At 30.7% G+C, this 12,342-nt stretch carries 11 protein-coding genes; 6 read left to right on the plus strand and 5 right to left on the minus strand.

Going from position 1 to position 12,342, the window contains the following annotated elements:
* Positions 1-196: 196 nt before the first annotated feature.
* On the minus strand, positions 197-1,048 hold the full coding sequence (purU, locus tag QMO72_RS05165; protein ID WP_103268178.1) for a formyltetrahydrofolate deformylase: 852 nt from the start codon (positions 1,046-1,048) through the stop codon (positions 197-199).
* A gap of 431 nt (positions 1,049-1,479) precedes the next feature.
* On the opposite strand from purU, the gene xdrA reads away from it, so the two are divergent.
* The 6 genes from xdrA (at position 1,480) to yhaM (ending at position 9,057) form a co-directional block, all read left to right on the plus strand.
* Complete coding sequence (xdrA, locus tag QMO72_RS05170; protein ID WP_046837985.1) at positions 1,480-1,944, plus strand: XRE family transcriptional regulator XdrA; 465 nt, start codon at positions 1,480-1,482, stop codon at positions 1,942-1,944.
* A 290-nt stretch (positions 1,945-2,234) separates the two neighbouring features.
* Positions 2,235-3,365 carry a DUF445 domain-containing protein gene (locus QMO72_RS05175; protein ID WP_103268179.1) on the plus strand — a complete coding sequence of 377 codons (1,131 nt, stop codon included), beginning with the start codon at positions 2,235-2,237 and terminating at the stop codon, positions 3,363-3,365.
* Positions 3,366-3,433: 68 nt separating this feature from the next.
* Positions 3,434-3,778, plus strand: a complete 345-nt coding sequence (locus tag QMO72_RS05180; RefSeq protein WP_046837987.1) for a YlbF/YmcA family competence regulator — start codon at positions 3,434-3,436, stop codon at positions 3,776-3,778.
* A 218-nt stretch (positions 3,779-3,996) separates the two neighbouring features.
* A complete protein-coding gene (locus QMO72_RS05185; protein WP_103268180.1) occupies positions 3,997-5,181 on the plus strand; it encodes a metallophosphoesterase family protein in 1,185 nt (394 codons plus the stop codon).
* A gap of 1 nt (position 5,182) precedes the next feature.
* Positions 5,183-8,116, plus strand: coding sequence for an ATP-binding protein (locus QMO72_RS05190; RefSeq protein WP_103268181.1), 2,934 nt, complete (start codon positions 5,183-5,185; stop codon positions 8,114-8,116).
* A complete protein-coding gene (gene yhaM / locus QMO72_RS05195) occupies positions 8,116-9,057 on the plus strand; it encodes a 3'-5' exoribonuclease YhaM (RefSeq protein WP_103268182.1) in 942 nt (313 codons plus the stop codon). Before QMO72_RS05190 ends, yhaM begins: the two co-directional genes overlap by 1 nt.
* A gap of 221 nt (positions 9,058-9,278) precedes the next feature.
* Here the strand turns inward: yhaM and prsA are convergent, their stop codons facing one another.
* From prsA to QMO72_RS05215, 4 genes are all read right to left on the minus strand, one after another.
* Positions 9,279-10,271 carry a peptidylprolyl isomerase PrsA gene (prsA, locus tag QMO72_RS05200; protein WP_046837991.1) on the minus strand — a complete coding sequence of 331 codons (993 nt, stop codon included), beginning with the start codon at positions 10,269-10,271 and terminating at the stop codon, positions 9,279-9,281.
* A gap of 157 nt (positions 10,272-10,428) precedes the next feature.
* The gene (locus QMO72_RS05205) at positions 10,429-10,989 is read right to left on the minus strand and encodes a DUF3267 domain-containing protein (protein WP_103268183.1); all 561 of its coding nucleotides are present in this window, start codon (positions 10,987-10,989) and stop codon (positions 10,429-10,431) included.
* Between the two features lie 345 nt (positions 10,990-11,334).
* The gene (locus QMO72_RS05210; protein WP_103268184.1) at positions 11,335-11,712 is read right to left on the minus strand and encodes a YtxH domain-containing protein; all 378 of its coding nucleotides are present in this window, start codon (positions 11,710-11,712) and stop codon (positions 11,335-11,337) included.
* A 79-nt stretch (positions 11,713-11,791) separates the two neighbouring features.
* Positions 11,792-12,217, minus strand: a complete 426-nt coding sequence (locus QMO72_RS05215; RefSeq protein WP_103268185.1) for an HIT family protein — start codon at positions 12,215-12,217, stop codon at positions 11,792-11,794.
* Positions 12,218-12,342 lie beyond the last annotated feature (125 nt).

A 12,342-nucleotide genomic window follows, 5' to 3' on the forward strand; every position in this document is an offset into this window, starting at 1 on the left:
ATAGATGGATTTAATACAAGCAATTATTAATTTTATTATGATATAAATCTAAAAGTGACTAATTAGACTTGGGATCTAATTAGTCACTTTGCTATAGCTTAATAATTATTAAAGTGAGTTGATTCTCTATAATTTAAAATATAATTTAAAATATAATAGAAGAAAAAATCGACTGATGTCACATTTTGTACACAATTTAGGCGAATACGATCGTTTTGTTTCCATTAGTGACAATGACTTTATGTTGTACGTGTAATTCAACAGCTTGTGCTAACACGCTTGATTCCACATGACGGCCAATCTTTCTCAAATCTTGTACGTTATATCGATGATTAATACGTGTCACGTCTTGATCGATGATCGGACCTTCATCTAGATCAGAAGTGACATAATGACTTGTCGCTCCAACGAGTTTAACGCCACGTTCCCATGCTTGTTTATATGGATTTGCCCCTATAAATGAAGGTAAGAATGAGTGGTGGATATTAATGATTCGGTTTGGATAATGACTCACAAAATTGTCAGTTAGTATTTGCATATATTTTGCTAATACAATGAGTTCTACTTCGTGTTTTGCGCAAATATCTAAGATATTTTGTTCTGTTAGGGCTTTTGAATCACCACTTGGTACGTAGTAGAATGGGATATTAAAAGCTTCTGCAAAATGTCTATTATTTTCATGATTACTTACGACTGCAACAATTTCAGCGGCAATCTCACCACGTTGTACTCTTAGCAATACTTCATTAAATGCATGATCTTCTTTTGATACAAATAATGCCATTTTAGTTTTTTCACTATCATCGAATAAATTAAATTCAATATCATTTTCACTTAAAGTTTTCTCTAAAGCCGCTTTTAATAAATTGACTTTTTCAAATTCAAATCTTAAATATAATCTTCCTTCTGTATCTTGAGCATTATCATATTCTGTAAAATGATCTAGATGTAATATATTAGAATCATATTCTGAAATGATATTAGTGATTAATGATGTGATTCCGACTTTATCGGAACATGTTGCTAATAATATGTATTTGTCTTTCATTTCTATGGACACCTCTAAATTTTAAAGTAATTCAAATTATAATGAAGATTCTGAATAAAGTAAATTAATATTGCTTTTTTTAATATATTTATATCAATTTGTATTTATTCAATGATAAAAATAAAGAAATAAGCTATAATAGTTAATAGTGTTTTTACTTTAAAGAAGTAATAAGTAAACTTAAGAATGACACATTTTACAAAAATAATACGCTTACAAGCATCGTGATATTGGTCAGTAATTTGCTAATAACATATATGTTTGATTATTTTGATAATTGCGCCAATAACGAAAAACAACGAAAATTTCATTTCACTCTTTTATTTTGTTAAAAATTGTATTAAGATGTAATTTGTGTTTCAAGAAGCGTGTATTATTGCAATTTCTTGTGTCCGGATAAAATATTCTTTTATGAAAGGTAGATTAAAGTAATGGATAGACAGAATTTCACAGATTTAATTCAAACAAAATTTAAAATGGTTCGTATTGAAGCAGGTTATACGCAAGATACGATGGCCCAAACTATTGGTCTTTCTAAAAAGACATTAGTTCAAATAGAAAAAGAGAGAGTATTACCTAACTGGACAACGTGTGTGTCAATTTGTGCTTTGTTTAGAGATTCAGATGTTTTAAATAGTACATTTGGTTGTGATCCTTTAGAAATGGTACAAACGATTTCTCGCAATCATTGTGCATACCCTAACCATGCTACAACAAGTGACATCTACTGGAATACTGTTGATAGCCGCAATGGTTTTATCTTACAAAGCAATAAAGTAAGTGATATCTACCGCGTACTAAATAAAGACACTCAACCTATATTTGGCACTTCAAAATTAAGGGAAGCTGAAACGTATTTCGGCAGAATTTCAAAAGAAGAATTAATGCACGTATAATATATTAATTCATTTGTGATAGAAGAATCATTATTTATATAATTGAGTGGCATAGGACTTAAAATTGTATATGAATGATTTAGTCACTATACTTTACTTGGCCTAAACAAAGATTTAGGTCTTTTTTTATTGATGGAGTTCTATATAAAGTATTACAGTTTCTACATATGGTAATAAATTAAGATATTATTCTACACATTATTAACTTAAGTGTTATACAATGTAAAAATGATGGTTATGTATCTGTATATATAATAGTAGAAATCGAAAAATAAAAGGGGAAATAAAATATGCATGCTTTTTTAGTTATTGTGTTTATGATGGTCATAGGTGCATTAATAGGTGGCGTAACCAATGTTATTGCAGTTAGAATGCTCTTCCATCCATTTAAAACATATTATATTTTTAACAAACGTGTACCTTTCACGCCAGGCTTGATACCTAAACGAAGAGGTGAAATAGCTAGTAAGATTGGCCAAGTTGTCGAAGAACATTTATTAACAGAGTCATTAATTAAATCTAAATTAAATGCGCCTGCATCACGTTCTGCAATAGAGGGATTATTACTTAATCAAATTGATAAGTTGAAACAAGAACATTCAACCATTCAATATTTTGCAGATAAATTAGATATTGATGTAGCTCAACTAGCTAATGAAAAACTCAACCTTGTGATATCTACAAAGCTGGATGCCTTTTATCACGATCATCAACATACTGCTATAAAAGATATTTTACCTAATGATATTGAGCAATCACTTGATAATAAGGTGAATTTAATACCTGACTTATTGTTTGATAGAGCGAGAATATATTTGAGCTCAGATAAAGGTGCTACGGATATATCATCGATGTTAGAAACATTTTTCCAAGAAAAAGGGAAGATTGTTGGTTTATTGCAAATGTTTATGACGAAAGAAAGTATCGCTGAACGTATACAACACGAATTAATTCGTCTAACGAAACATCCAAAAGCCAAACAAATAGCTAATCAAATTATTGATAGCGAATATCAAACGATGAAATCTAAACACTTAAATGAAGTAGTCACTGTGGAACAATTCGATTCATTTAAGGATTCGGCTACAGAGTTAGCTATCGGCTATATAGATGCACAATCTGCTTCAAACAAATCATTAAGTGCTTTAATGCCAAGCTTTATTTCATTTTTAGAAAGTAAAGTAACTCAGACAATCACAGATGCAATTATTGATAATGCTTCTAAGCATATAACACCGATAATGAAAAAAATAAATTTAAAACAAATGATTGAAGAACAAGTCAATACATTTGAACTTGATTATATCGAAAGATTAATCATTGATATTGCAAATAAAGAATTGAAATTAATTATGATGTTAGGCTTTTTACTTGGAGGTATTATTGGCTTATTACAAGGTGTAATTGCAATTTTTGTATAACATATTAAATTATGTTATTGTAATATCGATGTGGATTTAACACATAAACACAAAAGGAGTGAAGCACAATGGCAGTAAATTTACACGATCATGCTAATCAATTAGAACAAGCTTTAAGAGAGAGTGACGAATACCAAGCAATCCAAAATGCTTACGCAAAAGTTAAAGAAAATCAAGAGTCTAAAGAATTATTTGACGAATTCCGTGAAACTCAATTAAACTTCCAACAAAAACAAATGCAAGGTGAAGAAATCGGTGAAGAAGAGCTACAAAAAGCACAAGAACAAGCTCAAAAAATCGAAAATGATTCTAACATTTCAGAATTAATGACTGCTGAACAAAACATGAGTCAAATTTTCCAAGAAATCAACCAAATCATTGTTAAACCTTTAGATGAAATTTACGCTGACTAATCACTTTTAATCAGTTTTATAATTTTAAGCTACAATACATTCTATGTATTGTAGCTTTTTTGTTTTATCGACTGAATATTAAACAATGTGGTAAAATATAGAGATACAAGTATTGGGGTGCATACATTTTAGCAATAGGTCAGAAGACGATTCAGCTTATAAATTGTGGCACATGCATTATTGTAAATAAACCTTTAAATAAAGGAGAACTATACTGTATGGTAAAATTTATTCATTGTGCTGATTTACATTTAGATAGCCCATTTAAATCAAGAAGTTATTTAAGTCAGTCTATATTTGAAGATATGCAAAAAAGTGCTTACGAGAGCTTTGAAAAAATAATAGATTTAGCATTGAATGAAGAAATAGACTTTATGATTATTTCTGGTGATTTATTTGACCAGCAAAATCGAACGTTACGTGCAGAGGTATTTCTAAAAAAACAATTTGAACGTTTAGCAAAAGAGCAAATTTTCGTATATATATGTCATGGCAACCACGATCCACTGTCAGCTCATGTTACGACAGAATGGCCAGACAATGTTTCCGTATTCTCCGAAAATGTTGAAACTTATCAAACGATTACTAAAAATGGGGAAGAAATTTATCTACATGGATTTAGTTATCAAAATGATGCAAGTTATGAAAACAAACTTGATGCTTATCCTTCTAGTCAAGGACAAAAGGGCATTCACATAGGTATATTACATGGTACATATAGTAAGACAAATACTCAAAATCGATATACTGAATTTAGATTAGAAGATTTAAACAATAAACTTTATCACTACTGGGCATTAGGCCACATACATGAACGACAACAACTTAGTGATATGCCACAGATTCATTATCCTGGTAATATACAAGGGCGTCATTTTAAAGAGTTAGGAGAAAAGGGATGTCTACTGGTTGAAGGTGATCATCTAAATCTTCACGCCCAATTTGTACCAACTCAATTTATTCGTTTTGAACAAGAAACAATTGAAACAGATAAAACAACGAAGCAAGGATTGTTTGATGAAATACAAAACTTTAAAGCAAAAGTAAGAACAAATGGAAAATCCATCTATCAATTAAACGTGGTTCTCAACTCGGATGTTAAAATTTCTGAGCAAGATATCATTCAAGTACATGATATGGTGAGTGATTATGAAGAGAACGAGCATCATTTTGTATTTATAGAAGATTTAAACATTAGAAATAAATATGAGGAACAAAATACATTGGTGAATGAATTCTCTCCAGAATTAATAGAAGATAACACCGTGTATGATCAAGCGATGAATGATTTATATTTAAACCCTAAAGCTTCCAAATATCTAGAGAACTATAGCGACTTTGATCGACGTGCCTTAATTGAGCATGCTGAGGAATTATTAAAGTCAGATATGAGGGGAGAATAATATGAAGATTAAATCTTTAGAGATCTATGGTTATGGCAAATTTATACAAAGAAAGATAGAGTTTGACGAGCATTTTACAGAAATTTATGGTGAAAATGAAACTGGAAAATCAACGATTCAAGCATTTATTCATTCTATATTATTTGGTTTTCCTACAAAAAAAGAAAACGAACCACGATTAGAGCCACGTCTTGGTAATCAATATGGCGGCAAACTGACGCTTATTCAAGATAATGGTTCATTAGTTGAAATTGAGCGTATAAAAGGTAGTGCAGTAGGCGATGTAAAAGTATACTTGCCTAACGGTATGATTAAAGATGAGTCTTGGTTAAAAAAGGAATTGAATTTTATTTCTAAACGTACATATCAAGGTATATTTTCATTTGATGTCCTTGGTTTACAAGATATTCATAAACACATGGATGAAACGCAATTACAAAATTACTTATTACAAGCTGGTGCGTTAGGATCAACTGCATTTACAAGCATGCGTGAAACGCTAAATAACAAGAAAGAGCTGTTGTATAAGAAAAATGGACGTAATCCAATCATTAATCAACAATTAGAGCAATTAAAAGAATTAGAAGGCCAAATTAGAGAACAAGAAGCAAAATTAACAACATACAAACGTTTGGTAGATGATAAAGATAAATCTGAGCGGAGATTAAGCAATTTGAAGCAAAATCTAGCACAGTTATCTAAGATGCATGACCAAAAGCAAAAAGAACTCGCCTTACATGAACAGGCTCAAGAATGGAAAGCATTGGAAGCAAAACTTAATATTGAGCCGATTCAATTTCCAGAACAAGGTATAGATCGCTATGAATCTGCCAAATTACAAACACAGAATCTCAAACGTGATATTGGGTTGCGTGAAGAAAGATTAGCACATCTTAAAGCAGAGAATGACAAGATAGATGTTCCAAATCAAATGGATATAGATGCTTTTAATCATTTACATCAACAAGAGAATGAAATTAAGCAAAAAGAATATGAACTTAAAACAGTTGAGAAAGAAATACAGGATAAAGAACGTGAAAATTCAGGTTTACAATCAAACATTGGGTGGCAGGATGTACATCATCATGTGGATAGTTCAGAAGCGATGAAAAGCTATGTGAGCGACCAAATTAAAAGTAAACAAGAGCAGACTGCGTTGATTCAACAATTAGAACGAAGTATCGAAGAAAATAACATAGATCAAGATACGAATCGCAACGAAATAGACGCGTTAGAAGCAGATGTTGTACCAGAAGAGACATTTGAAAAGAAAAAGCAATATAACCGTCAAGTCTTTGAACACCAAGAAAAGAGTAACCTTTATCAGAAGATGAAAGAGGCATTTGATACGGAACAAAGAGAAAATGATAAGAAACAAAACTTATTACGTATGAGTTTAATCATTTTAGCTATAATAGGATTAGGATTAACTGTTTTCTCATTCTTTTCAGCTAATTTAATTTTTAGTGTCATTTTTGCTATACTATCTTTAGTTTTTATAATAGGTATTTTCTTTGTCAAAACAAAACAAGTAGGTCACAGTGAAACTTTCTCTAAAGAAATTGATGATTTAGAACGACAGATTTCACATTTAGAAGAGCATTATGATCTTGATTTTGATTTAGATGATCAATTTAGAATAAGAGAGCAATTGCATAGTACGATTAAAACTAAAGAAGCACTTGAGAAAAAAGCTGATTATTTAGCGAATAATTTGGAACAAGCGCAGCAACATTATCAAATTGCTCAAGAAAATATTAATAAAGTGAAGTCAGATTTACATTTATCTGATAAAATGTCAGATGAACTTATTATTGATAGCATTGGCACAATGAATAAGATCAAAGCACATGATAGTCATCTAAGTGAGCTAAACTTACAAGCGAAAGCATTACAACAACAGTTAGACGACTATTATGACCATGCTAGAGAAGTAACCAAAAATCAATTTACGTATTTCAATGCTTTATCATTATTTCATGATATTGGACAATGGTTAAAAGAAAAAACAAACCTACTTGAAAAATGGAATAGAAATGATGAACAAATCAAATTAATTGAGAGTGAAGTGACACAACTTCATAATCGTTTGAATGAAAATAATAATGTGATTACACAGTTATTCAACTTTGTAAATGTCTCGAATGAAGAAAGTTATTATCACCATCACCAACTACATCAAGACTATAATCAACAAATGAATCGCTTCAATGATTTAACGAAATACTTGGAAAATCAAAGTTATACGTATGATTTGAGTTCAAGATTAAGCGGGAAAACATTGGCGCAATTACAAGAAGAAGATGAAACATTATCTCGACAAGTTGATGAGTATAATGACCAGTATTTAGAAATGCAATCAGAGGTTAGTGAATACAATGCTAAAATCACTGATATGGAAACGGATAAGACTTTATCAGAACTACGTCATCGTTTCCATATTCTAAAAAACAAAGTGAATGATGAAGCTAAAGATTGGGCAAGCTTAAGCTATTTACAATCACTTGTAGACGGTCATATTAAACAAATTAAAGACAAACGTTTACCACAAGTGATAAATGAAGCAACATCTATCTTTGCACATTTAACAAATGGACATTATGTACAAGTGTCCTATGCAAATGATGAATTAATGGTTAAACAGGAAAATGGACAAATGTATGAGCCTGTAGAACTTAGTCAATCGACTAAAGAAATACTTTATATAGCACTACGTTTGAGTTTAATTAAAACATTAAAACCATACTATCCTTTCCCTGTTATTATTGATGACGCATTTGTGCATTTTGATAAACAAAGAAAAGAAATTATGATGAATTATTTAAGGCAGATGCCATCGAGTTATCAAATTTTATACTTTACATGTATTAAAGATACAAGTGTGCCTTCAAAACAAATCATTACATTGAATAAATACGAGGAAGGCGGTAAATAATGAGAAATGTAGAAAAGTTAAATCCTGGAGATTCTGTTGATCACTTTTTCTTAATTCATAAAGCAATACAAGGTGTAACAGCTCAAGGTAAAGATTATATGACGATTCATCTGCAAGATAAAAGCGGTGATATCGAAGCAAAACTATGGACAGTAAGTAAAGAAGATATGAAAGTGTTAGTACCGGAGAAGATTGTACATGTAACAGGTGATGTTATTAATTATCGTGGTAGGAAACAAATGAAAATCAATAAAATAAAATTAGCCACACCAGATGACAACATGAAAACACAAGATTTTGTTGATGGGGCGCCTTTAACACCAGATGAAATTCAAGAAGAAATTTCACATTATATGTTAGAGATTGAAAATGCCGCATTACAACGTATTACACGTCATCTTATACGTAAGTATCAGGAAGCATTTTTTACATTTCCTGCGGCTAGTACGCATCACCATAATTTTTCCAGTGGTTTAAGCTATCATGTATTAACGATGTTACGTGTTGCTAAACCAATCTGCGACATTTATCCGTTATTAAATCGTAGTTTATTGTATAGCTCAATTATTTTACATGATTTAGGAAAGGTAAAAGAATTGAGTGGACCAGTAGCTACTTCATATACGGTTGAAGGGAATTTGTTGGGTCATATATCAATTGCAAGTGATGAAGTAGCAGAAGCAGCTAGAGAGCTCAATATCGAAGGCGAAGAAGTGTTGTTATTGCGTCATATGATATTAGCGCATCACGGTAAAATGGAATTTGGTTCTCCCAAATTACCACACATGAAGGAAGCGGAAATATTGTTCTTTATTGATAATATTGATGCTAAAATGAACATGTTTGAAAAAGCGTATAAAAAGACTGAAAAAGGTCAATTTACAGAACGTATATTTGGACTAGAAGGTAGACAATTTTATAATCCAGTGTCATTGGACTAAAAAGGATATCATATTAGCAGTTACTAGAATGAATTAATATTCTAGTAACTTTTTTTATATATAAAATTATAAGCGTGAAGATACTATGGATGAAAATAATAGGTAAGTGGTCCGCTAGAAATATTAAATTGCAATTTAATATCTACAAATCAGGATAGAATTTGAGATAAATTGGTATAGAAAAAGAGACACGAGCTAGCTCGTGTCTCTTTTGAATTTCGTTATTGTCCAGTAGAAATGCCTGAACTACCTTGTTGTTGCATAGCTTGTTGCTGTTGTTGTTGCTGCTGTTGCTTGATTTTTTCTGGGTCTAAGATTGAATCTTCAATCGCTTTTTTAATATCTCTATCTTTATAATCTACTTTATATTCATCTAATAATTCTTTATAAGCATCTGTAAGTAATTTAGGATTTTTTTGAACTTTAGTTTGAATTAATTGAGACTTGAGTTTACCTTTTTCTTTATCAAAGTCATTTTGCTTGTCTGCTTTGATGATGTGGTAACCATAATCTGTTTTAACTACTTTAGAAACATCGCCTTCTTTAAGTTTGAAGAGGGCTTTTTCAAATTTATCATCCATTTGTCCTTTAATAACATAGCCTAAACTGCCATCTTTCTTCGCTGAAGATTTATCCATTGAGTCTTTCTTAGCAATTTCACCAAATTTATCTGGATTTTTTTCAACTTCTTTTTGAATTTTTTCTGCTTTAGCCTTAGCTTTCTTAGCAGATAAACCTTCTTTGTCATCATCGTTTTCTTTTACTTTAATTAAGATATGCGAACCTTTTTTAGTGTCTTGTTTAATTTCTTTATCCGACATATCAACTTTATCATTTAATAATTCTTTTTGATAAGCTTGTAATTTTTTCTGTTCTTTGTAGTCATCTAAAGACATTTTTTGTTGTTTTAACATACTTTCAAATTGGTCTTTACCACCGTATTGTTTTTGTTCTTTTTCAACTTCTTTATCAATGTCTTTTGTATTCACTTGATCTTTATACTTATCAGCTAACAATTTATTTAATAAAATTGAGAATGAACTGTTGGCGATTTGTTCATCACCTAATTTATTCATGACATCTTCAACTTTAACGTCGCCTGCTTTTGATGAAATAATAGTATCTTCTTTTGAATCTGTAGCACTGTTACCACAGGCACCTAATAATAAAGCACTAGCTGTAACGGGAAGTATAATTTTTTTAAATGATTTCATAGTTGGAAACTCCTTTTGTAAGAATAACAACGTAAATATAACATATTATGATGTATTCACCAATAAGAAACCCTATTTCTAGGACTATAGTAGTAGTGGTTTAAAGTAGATTGTATATTTTTACAAAAAATGCGTCACTAAGTAAGTGAACGCATAGTTAATGATGGGTATATTTAGTTTCAACTCGATTTAAAATATTGATACCTGTTTGATGTTCTTCAATAAAAGTACCTTCATTTGAAAATAAGATAATTTTTAAATACAGAAAATCCATGACCGAATAACCCATATTTAATGCGATAAGAAACATGAGGTAATGCCCGTATTGTGGGAAAAGTGTACTCACATATGTGCATACACTTGTAATAATAATAACTGGTGTAACTAAATCAAAACAAAAATAATATTTATTCACAGGCGTATTTACATATGTATTGTAAAAAGGAACTAATCTATGTCTTACCAATTTATATTTTTTAAAAGACTTGTAATATGGAAACAAAAATATTAAATGAATCGCTTTATGAATAGGATATAGGCATAATACAAGCACTAAGAATATTAAAAAATAGCGATCTGTTATCTTAGTATTTGAAAAGAAGTATAAAATTTCATATGCTATTAAGAATGAAATGATTGTTGTGACAAAACTTAAAAATGCAATTCTTGGTAAGCCGAAGCGTGCATTTATATCAATCTGGCGCGAACATAAATACATTACAGCATCATACTCCTTCACTTTATAAATTGCGATGATATATACTCCCGTATTATCTATCTTAAAGACAAAAACGTCAAGGTAAATTTGATGGTTAAAGCATTGCGCGTCATGGGGTTTATCCTAATTAATTTATAATAAATATACATTAAATTTCAGAATAAGTATTGGGCCGGAAAAGTAATGATTTTTTAAGCGCATAACGATGATTGATATACGAATGAATAATTCATGACACAGAAGAGGGCGCAGTGATAATTTATAACAAAAAAACTGTATACCTGAATGATTTGTCTAAGGTATACAGTGCAATATGCTTGGTGGTACGCATACAATTTATTCGTATTATTTATTTTTATCATTTTCGAATGTTTTGCTAATCTCTTCTCCACGATTTTGGAGATTTTCAATATGAGATTGTAGGTGTTTAATGTTAGGATCAATGTCTGATTTGAAATCACCAATCATCGTTTTCACTTCATCACCAATAGAGCTTCCGAATTCGGTACTTTCTGACTTGATTTGAGAAATATAATTAACAATATCGTTCACGCTTTGTTTAATCTTGTTAATTTCTCTTTCAACTTCAGAATTTGCGCCAGTAGGTCTTCTAGTTTGCGTGTCAAACTGGTTAGAAGCTTTTTTATCACGGTTCATTAAAGCAACGCCGAGACCAGTTGCAACACCAGCACTAATTCCTAATAAAATTTGAGCTGTTTTCATAAAAATTCTCCTCATTTCTAAATAATCTCATAGTCGTTAATATTTTTTATATACCCCATATGAAAGGAGGTAAGCATATTTAATCGAATTGAGCAGCTATTTCTTGTGCGATTTTCGCTTTGTGTGTATCATCAAATGTTTCAGCATGTGTTTCCCATTGATAACCAAAACCATCGACATCATTTTCATATCTAGGTAATAGGTGGAAATGAAGGTGAAAGACAGATTGGTCGGCAAATTCGCCATTATTCTGTATAATATTCAATCCATCAGGGTTAAATGCTTTTTTAATGGCATTTGCTACTTTTGGTAATGCAACACCAATATGTTGCATAGTTTCAGCATCAGTTTCGAAAATATCAGCTGAAGCTTTTTTAGGCACTAATAATGTGTGTCCTTTTGTAACTTGAGAAATATCTAAAAATGCATACACGTATTCGTCTTCGTATACTTTATAGCTAGGTATTTCACCATCAATAATTTTGCTAAAGACTGTTTCAGACATAAAATCTTCACTCCTTGTAAGATAGTTACTGACTATTATAGCATTACTGTATTATTTCCGTCATTTTTCGCAGTAAATTTATGACTAAACTGTATTTTTTGATACAATAACATTTGTGGAGGTGC

Source organism: Staphylococcus casei (assembly GCF_030294405.1).
GTDB lineage: Bacteria > Bacillota > Bacilli > Staphylococcales > Staphylococcaceae > Staphylococcus > Staphylococcus succinus.

Coding starts and splice junctions, on each gene's coding strand:
- purU (WP_103268178.1), bottom strand. CDS start 1,048: ATGAAAGACAAATACATATTATTAGCAACATGTTCCGATAAAGTCGGA.
- xdrA (WP_046837985.1), top strand. CDS start 1,480: ATGGATAGACAGAATTTCACAGATTTAATTCAAACAAAATTTAAAATG.
- QMO72_RS05175 (WP_103268179.1), top strand. CDS start 2,235: ATGCATGCTTTTTTAGTTATTGTGTTTATGATGGTCATAGGTGCATTA.
- QMO72_RS05180 (WP_046837987.1), top strand. CDS start 3,434: ATGGCAGTAAATTTACACGATCATGCTAATCAATTAGAACAAGCTTTA.
- QMO72_RS05185 (WP_103268180.1), top strand. CDS start 3,997: ATGGTAAAATTTATTCATTGTGCTGATTTACATTTAGATAGCCCATTT.
- QMO72_RS05190 (WP_103268181.1), top strand. CDS start 5,183: ATGAAGATTAAATCTTTAGAGATCTATGGTTATGGCAAATTTATACAA.
- yhaM (WP_103268182.1), top strand. CDS start 8,116: ATGAGAAATGTAGAAAAGTTAAATCCTGGAGATTCTGTTGATCACTTT.
- prsA (WP_046837991.1), bottom strand. CDS start 10,271: ATGAAATCATTTAAAAAAATTATACTTCCCGTTACAGCTAGTGCTTTA.
- QMO72_RS05205 (WP_103268183.1), bottom strand. CDS start 10,989: ATGTATTTATGTTCGCGCCAGATTGATATAAATGCACGCTTCGGCTTA.
- QMO72_RS05210 (WP_103268184.1), bottom strand. CDS start 11,712: ATGAAAACAGCTCAAATTTTATTAGGAATTAGTGCTGGTGTTGCAACT.
- QMO72_RS05215 (WP_103268185.1), bottom strand. CDS start 12,217: ATGTCTGAAACAGTCTTTAGCAAAATTATTGATGGTGAAATACCTAGC.